The sequence below is a fragment of the Nocardioides sp. LHG3406-4 genome (genome assembly GCF_049897745.1).
Lineage (GTDB): Bacteria > Actinomycetota > Actinomycetes > Propionibacteriales > Nocardioidaceae > Nocardioides.
The window spans coordinates 1,143,430-1,161,660 of the sequence record NZ_JAFCWV010000002.1 but is presented as its reverse complement, the minus strand read 5'-3'; the positions used below and the strand labels follow the sequence as shown (position 1 = coordinate 1,161,660).

Genomic DNA, 18,231 nt, shown 5'->3' with positions numbered 1-18,231 from the left:
GGCCATAGCGAAAGGGAAACACCCGGTCCCATACCGAACCCGGAAGTTAAGCCTTTCAGCGCCGATGGTACTGCAACCGAGAGGCTGTGGGAGAGTAGGACGCCGCCGGACATACACTCAGAGAGAGGGATCGCCCCAGGGCGGTCCCTCTTTCGCATTTGGTCGTTTCCTCGCCTGTGCTCATTTGGTTGCGGGGTCCCGTGCCTCGGCCGTGGGCGGCCCCGAAGCCGTCCACAGGAGCCGGCCTTTCGCGGTCATGCACAAGGTTCGAGCCACCGCGGTCGCGTCGACGGTGCCGTCCGGGAGAACTGGTCCTGGAGGTGGTCACATGGACCCACGAGTAGAGAGCACGACGGACGGCCATCCGGCTGTCAACCAGGTGATGCTGCACGGCCGGCTGACTGCCGAGCCGGAATGCCGTGAGCTGCCGAGCGGAGACGTCATCTGGACGTTCCGGGTGGTCGTCGACCGGCCGCCCGGTGGTCGGAGCCGACAGCGGCTCGACTCACTGGAGTGCGTCGCCTGGCTGGCCCGGGTGCGGCGCTCGGTGGCGAGCTGGCGGATCGGCGACGAGGTGGCTGTCGAGGGGGCACTGCGCCGGCGCTTCTTCCGGACCGGCGCGGGGGCTGCGTCCCGGGTGGAGGTCGAGGTGACCTCCGCGAGGATCATTCGTCGTGCAGCGACCGCATGAGCACACCGACGCTCGGCTTCGGCTGGAAGGAGGTCGCCTTCTCCGGCAGGAGTCGGTCCTGCATCAGGATGCGGCCGACCTGGTCGAAGGCCGGCGCCGGCAGGATGAGGGCCACGCCTTCGCCCGTACACGTGCCCACGGCGTCGAGCGCTTCCTCGACGGAGTGGTGGTAGTGGGCAGGGCTGGTCAGCGGAAGTCGGGGGAGCAGGTCGTCATGCACCAGCTCGACCGCGGCCCGCCCGATCAGCTCCGGTAGGTCGAGCACCCGCCAGTGGATCCCGTCCGAGGCCAGGACCGTCGAGGGGGTCAGCGAAGCGAGGGCGTCGTCTGCCTCGGCGACGCGCGAGCTCATGCCGGCCTGGTTGGCCGCAGCGTCGACGTCGTCGAGCGACAGTCCCGGGAGCACCCGGTGGATCGCGCCGAGGTGGAGAGGAGTGTCCTCCTGGTCGACCACCATGGCGAGACCGCGGTCCCATGGGGTGCCGGGCTCGCGCTCCTGGAGGCGCAGGTAGGCGGCGTACCGATGGTGGCCGTCGGCGATCAGCAGCGTGCTGTTCGCCAGGCCGGTGTCGACGACGGCCAGGTCCGCGGGGTCCGTGACGGCCCACAGCCGGTGCCGCTGGCCGACGCGGTCGCTGTAGACGTGGTCGGGTGCTAGGTCGATCAGCCGGTGCACCAGCGCTCGCACTGAAGCAGGTCCTCGATGGACCAGGAGGATGGGTGCTGGGTTCATCCCCATCTCGTGCATCCGCTCGGCCAGCTCGTCGGCCTGCCTGACGTGGATGCCCTCGTGCGGCAGGAGCGCGCGGTCGTCGTGGCCGGTGGCCCTGCTCGAGAGGTCGAGGGCGCCGACGAGGCCGCGCACCGTCATCCCCCCGGAGGTGTACTCGTGGAGGTAGACCGCCGAGGGCCCGTCATGCTCGATGTGGCCCTGACGTTCCCACTCGACGAGACGTCCGGCGACCGCCCGGTAGGGTCGCGCGAAGGCACGCGCGGACGACGGGTCACCGACCCGGTCGCCGTTGAGTCGCAGCGCCCGGAAGGGATGGAGACGGAGGGGTTTCGCGGGCGACGGAGGGGTCACGACCTCCGCGTCGGGCTGCCCGTCCGAGTCCATCGGAGCATCGTAGGGGGCTGTCAAGTTGCGGCCCGGAGAAGGGTGGCGATCCATGCTTGGTGAGTCCGAGAGTCCGTTGAGCGACGGCTACGACCTGGCGATGTTCGACCTCGACGGGGTCGTCTACGTCGGCGGGACGGCCATCGACGGCGTGCCCGAGCGGGTGGATCGCCTGGTGGCCGCCGGTGTGCACGTCGCCTTCGTGACCAACAACGCGTCCCGCACGGCCGCCGAGGTGGCCGAGAACCTCCTCAAGCTGGGGGTGCACGCCTCGGCCGAGGACGTCGTCACCTCGGCACAGGCCGCCGCCCGGGTGCTGCACGACCGGTTCGGCACGGGGGCGAGCATCCTGCTGCTCGGCGGGGCCGGTCTGGTCGGCGCGCTCGGTGACCTCGGACTCGTGCCGGTCACCGACCTCGAGACCCCCGACGTGGCCGCGATCGTGAGCGGCTTCGGGCCGGAGGTGAGGTGGAAGGACGTCATGCGGGCCGCTGTGCTCATCCGCGACGGGCTGCCGTGGGTGGCCAGCAACGCGGACATGACGTTCCCGACGGCGTACGGGCTGGCACCGGGGCACGGGGTGCTGGTCAAGACCCTGGCCGACTTCAGCGGGGTGCAGCCGGTCGTGGCGGGCAAGCCGGCTCGTCCGCTGCTGGACGAGACCATCCGGCGTGTGGGGGGTGAGCGTCCGCTGATGGTGGGGGACCGGCTCGACACCGACATCGAAGGCGCTCGCAACGCTGGCGTCGACTCCCTGCTCGTGATGACGGGGGTCACCGGGTTGCTCGAGCTCCTGGCCGCGACACCGGAGCTGCGACCGACGTACATCTCCCCGACGACGGAGGGGCTGTTCGAGCCCCATCCGGCGCCGAGGATGGACGCCGGGGCTGCGTCGCTTAATGGCTGGACGGCCTCGGTGGTCGACGGGCGGCTGACGGTCGTGGGCGGCGGCTCGCCAGCCGACTGGTGGCGGGTGGTCGCCGTGGCGGCCTGGCAGCACCTCGACACCACCGGCAGCCCGGCCGACACGTCGGGCCTGTCCACGCCCGGAGCCTGAGCACGCCGTCTGGGTTGGGTAGCCTCTACGACCATGAGCGAGCACGCGAACGACCCCGCTGACGCTGCGGAGCAAGCGCCCGGCGACCAGGCGGTGGACCGCGTGCTCGCCTCGCTGTCGGGGCTCGACGAGGCGCCCGTGGCCGAGCACGTCCCGGTGTTCGAGGCGGCCCACGAGCAGCTGCGTCGCGCGCTCGACGCCCCGCCGGGGAGCTGACGAGCCGGTGCCACCCCGACGGTTGCGGTTGGACCAGGAGCTGGTCCGCCGCGGGCTGGCCCGTTCACGCGAGCACGCCAGCACGCTGATCTCTGCCGGGCAGGTGCGGATCGGCGGTGCGGTGGCCACCAAGCCCGCCACCGGGATCACCACGGACGCCGCCATCGTGGTGACGCAGGACCCGGACCGCCCGGAGTACGCGTCCCGCGGCGGGCACAAGCTGGCCGGGGCGCTGAGCGCCTTCGCCGCGCACGGGCTCAGCGTCACCGGCAGGAGATGCCTGGACGCGGGTGCGTCCACCGGCGGCTTCACCGACGTCCTGCTGCGGGCCGGGGCACGAGAGGTGGTGGCCGTCGACGTCGGCTACGGCCAGCTCGTGTGGCGGCTGCAGACCGACGAGCGCGTGATCGTGCACGATCGCACCAATATCCGCGACCTCAGCCTCGAGCTCATCGGCGACCCGGTCGACCTCGTGGTCGGCGACCTCTCTTTCATCTCGCTGTCCCTCGTGCTCGACGCACTGTTCGGGTTGATGAGCGACAGCGGCGAGCTTGTGCTGATGGTCAAGCCACAGTTCGAGGTGGGCAAGGACCGGGTCGGCAAGGGCGGCGTGGTCCGCGACCCGCAGCTGCGGGCCGAGGCCGTGCTCGGGGTCGCGGACGCCGCTGCGCGTCGCGGGTGGGGTGCGGTGGCCGTCGCCACCAGCCCGCTGCCCGGTCCTTCCGGGAACGTGGAGTTCTTCCTGCTGCTCCGCCGCGGTGCGGCCGGGATCGGCGCAGACAAGATCCACACCGAGGTCGAGCGCGCAGAGGGACTGGGGGCGCCGGGTGAGAAGGTGGACCCGTGACCGGAACCGAGGCTGACGACGGCGGCGTGCGCCGCGTGCTGATGCTCGCGCACACAGGGCGTGAGGACGCTGTCGCCGCGGCGCGGGCGTTCATCGACGCGCTGACCGGCCACGGCATCATCGTTCGGCTGCTCGCGCCCGAGGCAGCGGACCTCGGCGTCGACGCGACGTCGTACGACCCGGCGCTGGAGATCGTCGGGACCGAGCAGGACGCAGGGCCCGACTGCGAGGCGGCGCTGGTCCTCGGCGGAGACGGGACCATCCTGCGCGCCGCCGAGATCACCCGAGCCAGCGGGATCCCGCTGCTGGGCGTGAACCTGGGGCACGTGGGCTTCCTGGCCGAGGCAGAGTACGACGACGTCGAGTCGATCATCGATGCGCTGGTGCACCGGCGGTACACCATCGAGGACCGACTCACCATCGACGTCAGCGTCTACCGCGACGGCGAGCTCGTCGCGCGCACCTGGGCACTGAACGAGGCGAGCGTCGAGAAGGCGGCCCGGCAGCGGATGCTCGAGGTGGTGGTCGAGATCGACGGTCGGCCGCTGTCGCGCTGGGGGTGCGACGGCGTCGTGTGCGCCACACCGACCGGGTCGACCGCCTACAACTTCTCCGCCGGTGGTCCGGTGGTGTGGCCGGGCGTCGAGGCGCTGCTGATGGTGCCGATCAGCGCGCACGCGCTCTTCGCGCGTCCGATGGTGGTCGCGCCCACCTCCGTGCTGGCCGTCGAGGTCCTCGCGCGCACCGAGGGGACCGGCGTCTTGTGGTGCGACGGCCGGCGCACGGTCGACCTGCCGCCCGGTGCCCGGATCGAGGTGTGCCGCGGCGACACCCCCGTGCGCCTGGTGCGGCTGCACGAGGCGCCGTTCACCGACCGGCTGGTCGCGAAGTTCGGTCTCTCCGTCGAAGGCTGGCGCGGCGCCAGCGACCGGCGTCGGCGCGCCGGCGCCGGAGGTCGGCATGCTTGAGGAGATCCGGATCAGCTCCCTGGGGGTGATCGACTCCTCGACGCTCGAGCTCGGCCCCGGGCTGACCGTGATCACCGGTGAGACGGGAGCCGGCAAGACCATGGTGGTCACCGCCCTCGGGCTGCTCCTCGGCGGCCGCGCCGACACCGGCGCCGTGCGCAGCGGCGCCCGGGCGGCCCGGGTCGAGGGCGTGGTCACCGCCGATGCCCTGCCGGGACTCGTCGATGCCGTGCACGACGCCGGAGGCGAGGTGGAGGACGACCGGGTCGTCCTTGCTCGCAACATCTCCGCCGAGGGGCGCTCGCGGGCGTGGGTCGGCGGGGCATCGGTGCCGGCGTCGACGCTGGCGGCCGTCGCCGAGCCGCTGGTCGCCGTGCACGGGCAGTCCGACCAGCACCGGCTGCTGCGCAGCCAGGCGCAGCGAGAGGCGCTGGACCGTTTCGGCGGCGCGGACGTGCAGCGGCTGCTCGACACCTGGACCGACCTGCACGGCCGCCTGGCCGCGACCGAGCAGGAGCTTCAGGAGGTGGTGGCCACCGCCCGCGAACGAGCCCGCGAGGCCGACCAGCTCCGGTTCGGGCTCGGTGAGATCGAGGCGGTCTCGCCCGAGCCCGGCGAGGACGCCGCCCTCGCGGCCGAGGAGTCGCGGCTCGGCTCCGCCGACACCCTGCGCGCGGCCGCCGAGCTCGCGCGCGAGTCGCTGTCGAGCGACCAGGACGACCCCGACGCGCTGACGACGACGGCGGCAGCCCGTACGGCGCTGAGCGGGGTGGCGGAGCACGATCCCGAGGCGGCCGGGCTGGCCGAGCGGATCGCCGACATCACCTACCTGCTCTCCGACGTCGCGGCCGACGTGGCGTCGTACGCCGCACGCCTCGACTCCGATCCGGCCCGGCTCGCCGCGGTCTCCGAGCGGCGCGCGGCCCTGACCGCCCTGACGCGCAAGTACGGCGACTCGGCCGACGAGGTCCTCGCGTGGGCCGCGGAGGCAAGCACCCGGCTGCTCGACCTCGACGGCACCGACGAGCGCATCGAGTCGCTGCGCACTCTTCGCACCGAGCTGCGCACCGACCTGGCCGGCGTCGGGACGGCGCTCTCGGCCGCCCGGACGGAGGCCGCCGTCCGCCTGGGGAGCCAGGTGAGCGACGAGCTCACGCTGCTGGCCATGCCGCATGCGTCGGTTCGGGTCGCGGTGTCCCAGCACGAGCAGGGGCCGCCCACCGCCGACGTGCCGGGCGGTCCGCTCGAGGTCGACGGGCGGTGGCTGCGGGTCACCGCGTCGGGGCTGGACGAGGTGGAGTTCCTGCTGGCGGCCAACACCGGTGCGGATGCCCGGCCGCTGCACAAGGGTGCGTCCGGCGGTGAGCTCTCGCGGGTGATGCTGGCCCTGGAGGTCTCCCTCGCCGGGACCAGCCCGGTGCCGATCTTCGTCTTCGACGAGGTCGACGCCGGCGTGGGCGGCAAGGCCGCCATCGAGGTCGGTCGACGGCTCGCCCAGCTTGCCCGCACGGCCCAGGTGCTGGTGGTCACCCATCTGCCGCAGGTCGCCGCCTTCGCCGACCGTCACGTCGTCGTGGCGAAGGCCAGCGACGGCAGCGTCACGACGTCGGGGCTCACCGTGCTGGACGCCGACGATCGCGAGCGCGAGCTCTCCCGGATGCTGGCCGGCCTCGACGAGTCCGAGACCGCCCGGGCGCACGCCCGCGAGCTGCTGGAAGCCGCTCGCTCGGGCTGAGTCAGTGGCGGCCGGCCCGCCACGCGCGGGGTGCGGACCTGCGCGGATCGGCCCCGCTCGGCTGACACGATTGGGAGGCCATGAAGATGCCTGCCCGAACACGTCAGTCCACCGCTCTCCCCGGCCTGCGCGGCACCGCCCGCGTGGACCGGCGGACCCGGAACCTCCTCCCACGGCTCCGCCCCGGCGACGTGGCCGTCATCGACCAGGTCGACCTCGACCGGGCCACCGCACAGGCCTTCGTCGACGCCGGCGTGGTCGCCGTCATCAACGCGGCACCGATGATCTCGGGGCGCTACCCCAACCTCGGGCCCGACGTCCTGGCGAAGGCCGGCGTCGCGATGCTCGACGGGATCGGCGCTCCGGGCCTGTCCGCGATCCGGGACGGCGCCGCCCTGCGCCTCCACGACGGTGGTGTGTACGTCGGCGACGACGAGGTCGCGACCGGCCGGCTGGTCGACGACCTGATCGTGAAGGAGGAGCTGGCTGCGGCGCGCGGCGGTCTGGTCGCTCAGCTCGAGAGCTTCACCCACAACAGCACCGAGTTCCTGCGGCGCGAGCAGGACCTGCTGCTCCACGGCACCGGCATCCCGCGGCCCGCCACCACGATCGCTGACCGTCCGGTCGTCGTCGTGGTGCCCGGTGACCACCATGCCGCCGAGCTCGCCGGCGTGCGCCGGTTCATCCGGGAGCAGAACCCGGTGCTCATCGGCGTGGACACCGGCGCCGACGCCCTGCTCGCGGCCGGGCACAAGCCCGACATCGTGGTCGTCTCGGGCCGGCGTGACGAGGATGACGGACCGTCGGCGAAGGCGCTGCGAGCAGCGCGTGACGTGGTGGTGCAGGTCGACCGCGGTGCGGGCCGCAGCGCCACCGACCGCTGGGACCGGCTCGGGGTGCGACCGCTGCGCTTCGAGAGCGGGGCCACCACCGAGGACGCCGCCCTTCTCCTGGCCGACTCCGGGAACGCCTCGGTCATCGTGGGCGTGGGCATGCACGCCACGCTCGACGAGTTCCTCGACCGGCAGCGCACCGGCCTGGCCAGCACGTACCTCACCCGCCTCAAGGTCGGGCCGAGGCTGGTGGACGCCACCGCCGTGCCGACCCTCTACTCCGGCCGGGTGCGCCCGCGGCACGTCTTCTGGGTGCTGCTGGCCGGCCTGGTCGCTCTCGCCGCCGCCATCGGCACCACCCCCGTGGGCCAGGAGTGGGCAGACAGCGTGCTCGCCGCCGGCTCCGACCTGATCGACTACCTGCAAGGACTCCGCTCGTGATCACCCTGCGCCACCACATCGTCTCGCTCGTCTCCGTCTTCCTCGCGCTGACCGTGGGGGTGGTCCTCGGAGCCGGACCCCTGTCCGAGGTCGGCCGCGCGGAGGGCGATGCCACCAGCGTCGACGCCGGGCTCAAGACCGCGGTGCGGGCCGAGCAGCAGCGGGCCGCCTTCGGTGACGCGTTCGCCGGCGGCGTCGCCGGCATCGTGTACGCCGGACGGCTGACCGACCGGTCCGTGGCCGTGGTGACCATGCCCGGCGCCGATCCCGACGTGGTCAGCCTGCTCGAGGAGCAGATCGGCGTGGCCGGTGGCACGGTCGCCGGCACCTACGCCGCGGGCGACGCCCTGGTCAGCCCGGGTGAGAAGTCGCTGGTGGACACCCTGGGCAGCCAGCTGATGACCCAGCAGCCGGACGGCGCCGTGAGCGCCGAGGCCACGACGTACGACCGGATCGGCGAGCTGATCGGCCTGGCCGTGGCGAGCGCCAAGCCCGAGGGGCAGGGTGCGGACGGCAAGGCCGCCGCGATCCTCGAAGGCCTCGCCGGTGCCGACCTGCTCAGCGGGCCGAAGGAGCAGCCGCGCCGCGCGCCGCTCGTGCTCGTGGTCCTGGGTGACGAGCCGTCGACCGACGGGGGCGACACGATCCTCGCCGGTCTCGTGAGCGGCCTGGACCGACAGGCGACCGGCGTGGTGGTGGCCGGTGACCTCGCCGACGGCGCCGGCCAGCTGGGCCGGCTGCGCACCGCGAGCACACAGGCGGCGACCGTCGACGGCATCGAGTCGCCGGCCGGCCGGGTGGCCACGGTGGTGGCCCTGGTCCGCGCCCTGACGACACCGGGAGGTGCGTTCGGGGCGTCGGGTTCGGACGGACCGCTCCCTCTCGGGTAGGCTAGAACTCCGTGAAGAACCCCTCGCCGACCAAGCATGTATTCGTGACCGGAGGCGTCGCCTCCTCCCTCGGCAAGGGGCTCACCGCCTCCAGCCTTGGCAACCTGCTCAAGGCCCGCGGTCTCCGCGTGACCATGCAGAAGCTGGATCCCTATCTGAACGTGGATCCGGGCACCATGAACCCCTTCCAGCACGGCGAGGTGTTCGTCACCGACGACGGGGCCGAGACCGACCTCGACATCGGTCACTACGAGCGCTTCCTCGACACCGAGCTCAACCAGATCGCCAACGTGACGACCGGGCAGGTCTACTCCGCGGTGATCGCCAAGGAGCGGCGCGGCGACTACCTGGGTGACACGGTGCAGGTGATCCCGCACATCACCAACGAGATCAAGGAGCGCATCCTCGCGATGGGCACCAGCGGCGGGGGCCGGCCGTTCGACGTGGTGATCACGGAGATCGGCGGCACGGTCGGCGACATCGAGTCGCTGCCCTTCCTCGAGGCGGCGCGCCAGACTCGGCACGACATCGGCCGCGACAACTGCTTCTTCATCCACGTCTCGCTGGTGCCCTACATCGGCCCGTCGGGCGAGCTGAAGACCAAGCCGACCCAGCACTCCGTGGCCGCGCTCCGCTCGATCGGCATCCAGCCCGACGCGATCGTGTGTCGCGCCGACCGTGAGCTGCCTGACGGGATCAAGCGGAAGATCTCGCTGATGTGCGACGTCGACGAGGAGGCCGTGGTGACCGCGGCCGACGCCCCGTCGATCTACGACATCCCGAAGGTGCTGCACCGTGAGGGGCTCGACGCCTACGTCGTACGGCGCCTCGACCTGCCGTTCCGCGACGTTGACTGGACCGTGTGGGACGACCTGCTCCGCAGGGTGCACCACCCCAAGGAGGACGTCACCGTCGCGCTGGTCGGCAAGTACATCGACCTGCCCGACGCCTACCTCTCCGTGGCCGAGGCGCTGCGCGCGGGCGGGTTCGCCCACGAGGCGAAGGTGCACCTGCGCTGGATCGCCTCTGACGAGTGCGAGACCCCGGCTGGTGCCGCGCGCCACCTCGCCGACGTGGACGCAGTGCTCGTCCCCGGTGGCTTCGGCGTGCGTGGCATCGAGGGGAAGCTCGGCGCGCTGCACTTCGCGCGCACCCACGGCATACCCACGCTCGGCATCTGCCTGGGCCTGCAGTGCATGGTCATCGAGTACGCCCGCAACGTGGCCGGGCTCGAGAAGGCCGGCTCCACCGAGTTCGACCCCGACACCGTGGAGCCGGTGATCTCGACCATCGAGGAGCAGAAGAAGTTCGTCGACGGCGCCGGCGACCTCGGCGGCACCATGCGGCTGGGCCTGCAGCCGGCCGACCTGCGCGAGGGCAGCGTCGCGCGCGCGGCGTACGGCGGCCAGGGCGTCGTCCACGAGCGGCACCGGCACCGCTACGAGTTCAACGACGCCTACCGCGAGCAGCTCGAGGAGGCCGGCCTGGTCTTCTCCGGCGTCAACCCGGACCTCGGGCTGGTGGAGTTCGTGGAGCTGCCCGCCGAGGTGCACCCCTACTACGTGTCCACCCAGGCGCACCCCGAGCTGCGCTCCCGCCCGACGCGTCCGCACCCGCTCTTCGCCGGACTGATCGGCGCGGCGATCGAGCGGCAGCGCGAGCTGCGGTTCCCGATCGACGAGTCCGGCCTCCGGCGGGCCGGCGAGGACGAGCAGGACTGAGCCCTAGGCGGCGCGGGAGCGGAGCTGGCGGGCCAGCGCGTCCGTGCCGATGAGCAGCCGGGCGCGAGCGAACGCCGGCAGCTCGGGGTCGGTCGCCAGTTCCCGGGCCTGCCCGAGGAACCTCTCGTCGGCGGCCGTGGCCGGGAACATCGAGGACATGATCGACCCCAGCTCGAGCAGGCCACCGGAGCCGAGGTCGGTGACCTCCTCGAGGTAGCGCTGCGTGAACGGGGCGAGGACGTCGTCCTGCCCCGGTCGCCAGAAGGCCGTGGCCAGCACGACCAGGGGCATGCCGACGTGCACAGAGCGGTCGCGGAAGACGGCGTCCCACACCTGCTGCTTGGCGTCGGCGTCGGGCCGGGCAGCCAGCACGGTGAGGGCGCGGATGCCGGACTCCGGGTCGGGGTCGAGCTCGCGCAGCCGCTCGACGGCGGCCTCGTCGTAGGAGCCGAGCTCGGCACGCCGGACCAGCACCCGCCAGGCGAGGTCGACGCTGTCTGCCGCGGCCTCGTCGAGGATCGCGAAGTGGGCGTCGGCGGTGGCGCACGAGGCGAGTGCGTTGAGTGACTGCAGCCTCAGGTCGGGTACGGCGACCAGGCCGGTCAGCACGTCGGCGAGCCCCAGCCGCAGGGACTCCACCTCGGCGGGGGGTGCCCACAGGTCGATGGCGACCCGGAGCAGGCCGAGTGCGGGCTCGACGATGGCCGGGGAGCGCTCGGTGCCGAGGACGCGCAGCCCGAGCTCGACGTACTGCGTCACGGGCAGCTCGCCCTTGAACACGGCGTCCTGGGCGGTGGCCAGGGCGAGCGCCCGCGCCATCGGCGTGGGCAGCTCACCGGCTCGCTCGAACAGCAACCGCTGCGACGCGGCGTCGGTGCGTAGGGCGGCGAAGGTGAGGTCGTCGTCGTTGAGGAGGTAGAGGTCGGCGGCGGGCAGGTCGACCGCCGTCACCGTGCCCTGCGTCGAGACGGTCGTGCTGCCCGAGGGCACGAGCCGGTCACCCTCGACGGAGTAGCCGCCGATTGTGAACGTGTGCGCGCGGGGGGCCTCGTCGGGGCTGGCGAGCTCGACCCGGGCGCCGTCGTCGTCGCGAACCAGCGTGATCGTGTCGGTCCCGGCGCGGTCGAACCAGTCGGTGGTCCAGGAGGCGAGGTCGCGGCCCGCGGCCTCGCCGACGGAGTGCATCAGGTCGGCGAGCCGGGTGTTGCCCCACGCGTGCTGACTGAAGTAGCCGCGCAGGCCGGCCACGAACGCGTCCTCGCCGACGGTGGCGACGAGCTGCTGGAGGACGCTCTCGCCCTTGGAGTAGGTGATGGCGTCGAAGGTGGCCATCGCCGCGGCGACGTCGGGCACCTCACCGCGGATGGGGTGGGACGCCGGACCCATGTCGAGGCGGTAGGCGTCGAGCTTGCGGGTGACGAGGAACCCCGCCCACGCGTCGGTGAACTCGGTGACCGACGCACTGGCCCAGGTGGCGGCCCAGGAGGCGAACGCCTCATTGAGCCACAGGTCGTCCCACCAGCGCATGGTGACCATGTCGCCGAACCACATGTGCGCCATCTCGTGCATCAGCACCGAGGCGCGCAGGGCGCGCTGCGCGTAGGTCGGCGCGGTCCGGAAGAGCACGGCGTCGGTCCAGGTGACGCACCCCCAGTTCTCCATCGCGCCGCCCATGTTGGGCACGAAGACCTGGTCGTAGCGCTCCTGCGGGAAGGCCAGGCCGAAGCGCTCGCCGAAGAACGCAAGCCCCTTCTCGGTGAGGTCGAAGAGCTCGTCGGCGTCGCGCTCGAGGAACCGGGCGGTCGACTGCCGGCTGTAGAGACCGAGGTCGTGACCACCGGCCCGACGGCGGAGCTCGTGGAAGGGGCCGGCGTTGACGACCACGACGTAGGTCGACAGCGGGGGAGTGTCGGGGAAGGTCCACACCCGTCCGTCGCCTGCAGGGTCCTCGCTGACGTCGTCCGGAGCGCCGTTGGAGAGCACGGTCCAGTCGTCGGGCGCCGTGACGGTGAAGGCGTGCGGCGCCTTCAGGTCGGGCTGGTCGAAGCAGGCCCAGGCCCGGCGGGCGTCGTCGCACTCGAAGCTGGTCCACACGTAGACCCGCTCGTCCGAGCTGTCGACGGTGCGCAGGATGCCGGCGCCGTGACCGGTGTCGGACTGGGTGGCGCTGACCACCAGGACGTTGTGGGCTTGGAGGTCGGGGAGGGGCAGACGTCCGTCTGCGGCCGAGGTGACGTCGAGCGGGACGCCGTTGAGGGTGGCCTCGGCGATGTCGGCCACGCAGTCGACGAAGGTCGCCGCTCCGGGCGTCGTACACGTGAAGGTGACGGTCGAGGTCGACGCCCACACCGGGCCGTCCAGCAGGCCGCGCAGGTCGACGGAGATGTCGTAGCGCACGACCTGGATCAGGTCGGCCCGCTCGGCCGCCTCATCGCGGGTGAGGCTGGCAGGGACGATGTTGTTGTGAGCCATCCCCCGAACATATCCGCAGGAGCCGCTGGCGGTAGGTTGTGACAGGCGTCACGACCCGGTGCGCCACGGCTCTTGAGGAGAAGAAGACGGTGAAGGTCGGCGTCCCGAAGGAAGTCAAGAACCACGAGTACCGCGTGGCGCTCACCCCGGTGGGCACGCATGAGCTCACCACGCGCGGACACGAGGTCCTGGTCCAGAAGGGCGCGGGTGTCGGCTCGCAGATCTCTGACGAGGAGTACGTCGCGGCGGGTGCCACGATCATCGACTCCGCCGATGAGGTGTGGGGCTCGGCCGACATGGTGCTCAAGGTCAAGGAGCCGGTGGCCGAGGAGTACCACCGGCTGCGTGAGGACCTGACTCTCTTCACCTACCTCCACCTGGCCGCCGACAAGCCGCTGACCGAGGAGCTGCTGGCGCGCAAGGTCACCGGCATCGCCTACGAGACCGTGCAGCTGCCCTCGGGCGGGCTGCCGCTGCTCTACCCGATGTCGGAGGTCGCGGGGTGCCTGGCACCGCAGGTTGGTGCCCACAGCCTGCTCAAGGCCCAGGGCGGCCGCGGCGTGCTGATGGGCGGCGTGGGCGGGGTCGCGAACGCCAAGGTGGTCATCATCGGGGCGGGCGTGTCGGGTCAGAACGCCGCGAACATCGCGTTGGGCATGGGTGCGGACGTGACTCTGCTCGACAACGACCTGGACAAGCTGCGGATGTCGTTTTGGCGTTACAACAACCAGGTGCACGGGCTGGCGTCGTCGACGCTGGCGATCCGTCAGCAGGTGGTCGAGGCGGACATGGTGATCGGGGCGGTGCTGATTCCGGGGGCGAAGGCGCCCAAGCTGGTGAGCAACGAGCTGGTCTCGCAGATGAAGCCTGGCTCGGTGCTGGTCGACATCGCGGTCGACCAGGGTGGTTGCTTCGAGGACACCCGGCCCACCACCCACGACGACCCGACGTTCCAGGTGCACAACTCGACGTTCTACTGCGTGGCCAACATGCCGGGTGCGGTGCCCAACACGTCGACGTACGCCTTGACCAATGCGACGTTGTCCTACGCGGTGGCGCTGGCCGACAAGGGCTGGGCGCAGGCCTGCCGCGACGACCGCAGCCTCGCGCTGGGGCTGAACACCCACGCCGGCAGCCTCACCAACGCTCCCGTCGGGGAGGCCGTCGGCATCGACGCGATCTCCCTGGACGACGCACTGGCCTGACGCCGGTCGTGCCGTCGGGATCGAGTCAGGCCGGCCCGGGCGAGGTGACCCGGGCGATCCGCATCTACCTCGATCACCTGACGGTCGAGCGCGGGCTCGCGGCCAACACGCTGTCGTCGTACCGGCGGGACCTGCGCAGGTACGCCGCCCACCTCGCCGCCGCGGGCGTCGAGACCCTCGACTCGGTCACCGAGGCGACGGTGGCGGGGTTCCTGATGGCGCTGCGGGAGGGCAACGCCGACCATGCGCCGCTGGGCGCCTCGTCCGCGGCCCGGACCGTGGTGGCGGTGCGGGGCTTCCACAAGTTCGCAGTGCGCGACGGGCTCTCGACGACCGACCCGGCCAGTGCCGTGAAGCCGCCGACGCCGGCCAAGCGGCTTCCGAAGGCACTGCCGCTGGCCGACGTCGAGGCGATCCTGGAGGCTGCAGGGTCGGCAGGCACGACCCTCGCGCTGCGTGACCGGGCGCTGCTGGAGGTGCTCTACGGCACGGGTGCCCGGATCTCGGAGGGGGTCGGCCTCGATGTCGACGACCTCGACGTCGTCGACGGCACCGTCCTCCTCCGCGGCAAGGGGTCCAAGGAGCGGCTGGTCCCGGTGGGCTCCTACGCCCGCGACGCAGTGACGGCCTACCTCACCCGCGCGCGACCCGACCTGGTGTCTACCGCGTCGGGGCCGGCACTCTTCTTGAACTCCCGCGGCGGGCGGCTCTCGCGCCAGAGCGCGTGGGCGGTGCTGGTGAAGGCCGCCGACCGCGCCGGAGTGACCCGCGACGTCTCGCCCCACACCTTGCGCCACTCCTTCGCCACGCACCTGCTCGACGGCGGCGCCGACGTCAGGGTCGTGCAGGAGCTGCTCGGCCACGCGTCGGTGACCACGACGCAGATCTACACCCTCGTCACGGTCGACAACCTGCGCGAGGTCTTCGCGACCGCGCACCCGAGGGCCCGCTCATGACCTCCGACGGCTCCGACGACTTCCTCGCCTGGGTCGAGAAGCAGGGCATCGAGCTCTATCCGCACCAGGAGGAGGCGGTGCTCGAGGTCTTCTCGGGCAACAACGTCATCCTGGCGACCCCCACGGGGTCGGGAAAGTCGCTGGTGGCGACGGCCGCGCACTTCGCGGCGCTGGCCACCGACCGGGTCAGCTTCTACACCGCCCCGATCAAGGCCCTGGTGAGTGAGAAGTTCTTCGCCCTCGTCGAGATCTTCGGCGCCGACAACGTCGGCATGCTCACCGGCGACGCGAGCGTGAACGCAGATGCCCCGATCATCGCCTGCACCGCCGAGGTGCTCGCCAACATCGCGTTGCGCGAGGGCTCGAGTGCCGACGTCGGGCTGGTGGTGATGGACGAGTTCCACTTCTACGCCGAGCCGGACCGCGGCTGGGCGTGGCAGGTGCCGCTGCTGGCCCTGCCGCAGGCGCAGTTCCTGCTGATGTCGGCGACGCTCGGCGACGTCAGCGCCCTGGCGGCGGACATCTCGCGTCGCAACGGGCGGGAGACCGCGGTCGTCGACGACGCCGAGCGTCCGGTGCCGCTGCTGTTCTCGTGGGCGCTGACGCCCGTGACCGAGACCCTCGAGGAGCTGGTCACCACCGGGCAGGGGCCTGTCTACGTCGTGCACTTCACCCAGGCCAACGCCGTCGAGCATGCGGTGTCGCTGCTCAACGCGGGGTTCAAGGTCGACACCCACAAGGACGCTCTCCTCGAGCGCCTCGCCGGCTTCCCCTTCGGCGCCGGCTTCGGCAAGACGCTGCGCAAGCTGCTGGTGCGCGGCCTCGGCGTGCACCACGCCGGGATGCTGCCGAAGTACCGCCGCCTCGTAGAGACGCTGGCCCAGGCGGGCCTGCTCACCGTCATCTGCGGCACCGACACCCTCGGGGTCGGCATCAACGTGCCGATCCGGACCGTGCTGTTCACCGGCCTCGCGAAGTTCGACGGCACCAAGCAGCGGGTGTTGCGAACCCGCGAGTTCCACCAGATCGCGGGCCGTGCCGGGCGGGCGGGCTACGACACGACCGGCTACGTCGTCGTACAGGCGCCCGAGCACGTCATCGAGAACGAGCGGGCCAAGGCCAAGTCGGCGGCCAAGAACGAGGCCAACCCGAAGAAGAAGAGCAAGCCGCAGCTCAAGAAGCCGCCCGAGGGCACGGTCGTGTGGACCGAGCAGACCTACGAGAAGCTGGTCGCCGGCGCGATCGAGCAGCTGCCGTCGCGGATGAAGATCGACAACAGCATGCTCATCAACGTCCTCACCCGCGAGGAGGACGCCTTCCCGGTGCTGCGCGCCCTGCTCACCGACAACCACCAGGATGCGCGCGGTCGGGTGCGGCTCGTCCGCCGTGCGCTGCGGCTGGTCCGGTCGCTGGTGCACTCCGGCACCGTGACCCGGCTCGACGAGCCCGACGAGTTCGGGCGACGCTACGTGCTGACGGTCACCCTGCCCCCCGACTTCGCGCTCAACCAGCCGCTGGCCCACTTCGCGCTGGCCGCGCTGGACACGCTCGACCCCGAGGCCGAGACCTACACGCTCGACGTGGTGTCGGTCATCGAGGCGGTGCTGGAGTCACCGCGCCAGATCCTCTTCGCCCAGCAGCACGCCGCACGCGGCGACGCGATCGGGGAGATGAAGGCCGACGGGCTGGAGTACGACGAGCGGATGGCGCTGCTCGACCAGATCACCTGGCCGCAGCCGCTCGCGGAGCTGCTGGAGGCGACGTACGCGATCTACCGCGAACGCCACCCGTGGCTGCCCGAGGACGCACTGGTGCCGAAGTCGGTGGTGCGCGAGATGTGGGAGCAGGGGATGAGCTTCACCGACTTCACCGGCCGCTACCAGCTCGCCCGGTCGGAGGGGCTGGTGCTGCGCTACCTCACCGACGCCTACCGCACGCTGCGCCAGACCGTCCCCGACGCGCACCGCACCCCGGAGCTCGACGACCTCGTCGAGTGGCTCGGCGAGACCGTGCGCCAGACCGACTCCTCGCTGCTCGACGAGTGGGAGGCGCTCAGCGACCCGGCGCACGTCCGGGCCGACGTCGCCCACCACGCGCCGCCGCCCCCGCCGCGACCGATCTCCCGCCAGCAGCGGCCGTTCGCGGTGATGATCCGCAACGCGATGTTCGCGCGGGTGAGCCTGGTCGCCCGTGACGACCTCGACGGGCTGCTGCGACTCGAGCGAGCGGCCGCCGACCGGCTCGACCCGCCCCGCGAGGTGGTGATGGGCCGCTCGAAGTGGGACTCCGCGATCGAGGACTACTACGGCGAGCACGACACGGTCGGCACCGACGGCGACGCGCGCGGGCCGCAGCTGCTCAATGTGGGGCCCGAGGAGCAGGGCACCCCGGCCGGTGCGGACGAGGACGCCTCGGCACGCATCCGGCGCGTCCGGCAGACGCTGCACGACCCGGCCGGCCACCACGACTGGGTGATCGAGGGGATCGTCGACTGCGACGCCTCCGACGCGGCCAGCGAGCTGGTGCTGGCGACGGTGGCGATGCGCCGCCTCTGAGGTGGCCTCAACCTCCGCCGAGGAGTGCCGCGAGCCGGCTCAGCGACTCCCGCCACCCCAGCTCGTTGTCCTCCGTGGGCACCCCGTCGGGGAGCCCCTCGTGCACGACGGCGAGGTCGGTGCCTCCACCTGGTGAGTCGGTGAGCCGGATCGTGATGGTCATCTCGCCACCCAGGGCGGGATCCGTCGTCTCGAACTCGTCGACCTCGACCACCAGCTCGTCCGGGACGAGCCGCACGAACCGGCCGTGGTAGGTGTCGACGTTCCGGGTGGTCTTCCCCCGGGCGTCCTGGGCGTCGTAGGTGAGGGAGACCCGCACGGCGCCGCCCTCACGTCCCTCGAACTCGTGCACCTCGCAGGACATCCCCGCTGGCACCCTCCACCGGCCCACCGCCTCCGCGTCCAGGAACGCTGCGTAGACACGGGCGCGGTCGGCGTCCAGGTGGAACGTGAGCCGAGTCGACCCCATGCCCCCATCCTCACGCACACGGGGCCTCTCTGGCACCCCGCCGACCAGCACCGGCTCC

Annotated in this window: 15 protein-coding genes and 1 rRNA gene; 13 read left to right on the top strand and 3 right to left on the bottom strand. The window is 71.9% G+C overall.

From position 1 onward, the window contains the following. Positions 1-111, top strand: a 5S ribosomal RNA gene (rrf, locus tag ACP7BP_RS11700); the annotation flags it as partial. A 217-nt stretch (positions 112-328) separates the two neighbouring features. Then, positions 329-691, top strand: coding sequence for a single-stranded DNA-binding protein (locus ACP7BP_RS11695; RefSeq protein WP_426244770.1), 363 nt, complete (start codon positions 329-331; stop codon positions 689-691). Here ACP7BP_RS11695 and ACP7BP_RS11690 read toward each other — a convergent pair. Further along, the gene (locus ACP7BP_RS11690; RefSeq protein ID WP_426244769.1) at positions 666-1,808 is read right to left on the bottom strand and encodes a DUF1015 family protein; all 1,143 of its coding nucleotides are present in this window, start codon (positions 1,806-1,808) and stop codon (positions 666-668) included. The genes ACP7BP_RS11695 and ACP7BP_RS11690 overlap by 26 nt on opposite strands. 52 nt (positions 1,809-1,860) lie before the next feature. Between ACP7BP_RS11690 and ACP7BP_RS11685 the strand changes: the two genes are divergently transcribed. The 8 genes from ACP7BP_RS11685 (at position 1,861) to ACP7BP_RS11650 (ending at position 10,516) form a co-directional block, all read left to right on the top strand. Continuing rightward, positions 1,861-2,865, top strand: a complete 1,005-nt coding sequence (locus tag ACP7BP_RS11685) for an HAD-IIA family hydrolase (RefSeq protein WP_426244768.1) — start codon at positions 1,861-1,863, stop codon at positions 2,863-2,865. Between the two features lie 33 nt (positions 2,866-2,898). After that, positions 2,899-3,081: a hypothetical protein gene (locus ACP7BP_RS11680; protein WP_426244767.1), complete on the top strand. Its 183-nt coding sequence runs from the start codon at positions 2,899-2,901 to the stop codon at positions 3,079-3,081. A gap of 7 nt (positions 3,082-3,088) precedes the next feature. Continuing rightward, positions 3,089-3,928 (top strand): TlyA family RNA methyltransferase, encoded by an 840-nt coding sequence (locus ACP7BP_RS11675; RefSeq protein ID WP_426244766.1) that lies wholly within the window; start codon positions 3,089-3,091, stop codon positions 3,926-3,928. Then, a complete protein-coding gene (locus tag ACP7BP_RS11670) occupies positions 3,925-4,896 on the top strand; it encodes an NAD kinase (RefSeq protein WP_426244765.1) in 972 nt (323 codons plus the stop codon). The genes ACP7BP_RS11675 and ACP7BP_RS11670 overlap by 4 nt, the downstream gene beginning before the upstream one ends. Beyond that, positions 4,889-6,631 (top strand): DNA repair protein RecN, encoded by a 1,743-nt coding sequence (recN, locus tag ACP7BP_RS11665; protein WP_426244764.1) that lies wholly within the window; start codon positions 4,889-4,891, stop codon positions 6,629-6,631. The genes ACP7BP_RS11670 and recN overlap by 8 nt, the downstream gene beginning before the upstream one ends. Before the next feature lie 86 nt (positions 6,632-6,717). Next, entirely contained in the window at positions 6,718-7,905 is a 1,188-nt protein-coding gene (gene steA, locus ACP7BP_RS11660) for a putative cytokinetic ring protein SteA (protein WP_426244763.1), read from the top strand. Continuing rightward, positions 7,902-8,795 carry a copper transporter gene (locus ACP7BP_RS11655; RefSeq protein WP_426244762.1) on the top strand — a complete coding sequence of 298 codons (894 nt, stop codon included), beginning with the start codon at positions 7,902-7,904 and terminating at the stop codon, positions 8,793-8,795. The genes steA and ACP7BP_RS11655 overlap by 4 nt, the downstream gene beginning before the upstream one ends. A gap of 11 nt (positions 8,796-8,806) precedes the next feature. Further along, a complete protein-coding gene (locus tag ACP7BP_RS11650) occupies positions 8,807-10,516 on the top strand; it encodes a CTP synthase (RefSeq protein WP_426244761.1) in 1,710 nt (569 codons plus the stop codon). Between the two features lie 3 nt (positions 10,517-10,519). Here the strand turns inward: ACP7BP_RS11650 and pepN are convergent, their stop codons facing one another. After that, positions 10,520-12,988, bottom strand: a complete 2,469-nt coding sequence (pepN, locus tag ACP7BP_RS11645; protein WP_426244760.1) for an aminopeptidase N — start codon at positions 12,986-12,988, stop codon at positions 10,520-10,522. An 89-nt stretch (positions 12,989-13,077) separates the two neighbouring features. Here pepN and ald point away from each other — a divergent pair, with 89 nt between their 5' ends. Genes ald through ACP7BP_RS11630 form a run of 3 tightly spaced genes read left to right on the top strand, consistent with a single transcriptional unit; the run spans position 13,078 to position 17,704 of the window. Continuing rightward, the gene (ald, locus tag ACP7BP_RS11640) at positions 13,078-14,193 is read left to right on the top strand and encodes an alanine dehydrogenase (RefSeq protein WP_426244759.1); all 1,116 of its coding nucleotides are present in this window, start codon (positions 13,078-13,080) and stop codon (positions 14,191-14,193) included. Positions 14,194-14,201: 8 nt separating this feature from the next. Beyond that, the gene (gene xerD, locus ACP7BP_RS11635) at positions 14,202-15,149 is read left to right on the top strand and encodes a site-specific tyrosine recombinase XerD (protein ID WP_426244758.1); all 948 of its coding nucleotides are present in this window, start codon (positions 14,202-14,204) and stop codon (positions 15,147-15,149) included. Beyond that, positions 15,146-17,704, top strand: coding sequence for a DEAD/DEAH box helicase (locus tag ACP7BP_RS11630; RefSeq protein WP_426244757.1), 2,559 nt, complete (start codon positions 15,146-15,148; stop codon positions 17,702-17,704). The genes xerD and ACP7BP_RS11630 overlap by 4 nt, the downstream gene beginning before the upstream one ends. 7 nt (positions 17,705-17,711) lie before the next feature. Here ACP7BP_RS11630 and ACP7BP_RS11625 read toward each other — a convergent pair whose 3' ends face one another. Next, entirely contained in the window at positions 17,712-18,173 is a 462-nt protein-coding gene (locus ACP7BP_RS11625) for an SRPBCC family protein (protein ID WP_426244756.1), read from the bottom strand. Positions 18,174-18,231 lie beyond the last annotated feature (58 nt).

Bases quoted from the DNA above. Each gene is read 5' to 3' on its own strand.
- ACP7BP_RS11695 (WP_426244770.1), top strand. From the start codon at position 329: ATGGACCCACGAGTAGAGAGCACGACGGACGGCCATCCGGCTGTCAAC.
- ACP7BP_RS11690 (WP_426244769.1), bottom strand. From the start codon at position 1,808: ATGGACTCGGACGGGCAGCCCGACGCGGAGGTCGTGACCCCTCCGTCG.
- ACP7BP_RS11685 (WP_426244768.1), top strand. From the start codon at position 1,861: ATGCTTGGTGAGTCCGAGAGTCCGTTGAGCGACGGCTACGACCTGGCG.
- ACP7BP_RS11680 (WP_426244767.1), top strand. From the start codon at position 2,899: ATGAGCGAGCACGCGAACGACCCCGCTGACGCTGCGGAGCAAGCGCCC.
- recN (WP_426244764.1), top strand. From the start codon at position 4,889: ATGCTTGAGGAGATCCGGATCAGCTCCCTGGGGGTGATCGACTCCTCG.
- steA (WP_426244763.1), top strand. From the start codon at position 6,718: ATGCCTGCCCGAACACGTCAGTCCACCGCTCTCCCCGGCCTGCGCGGC.
- pepN (WP_426244760.1), bottom strand. From the start codon at position 12,988: ATGGCTCACAACAACATCGTCCCTGCCAGCCTCACCCGCGATGAGGCG.
- ACP7BP_RS11630 (WP_426244757.1), top strand. From the start codon at position 15,146: ATGACCTCCGACGGCTCCGACGACTTCCTCGCCTGGGTCGAGAAGCAG.
- ACP7BP_RS11625 (WP_426244756.1), bottom strand. From the start codon at position 18,173: ATGGGGTCGACTCGGCTCACGTTCCACCTGGACGCCGACCGCGCCCGT.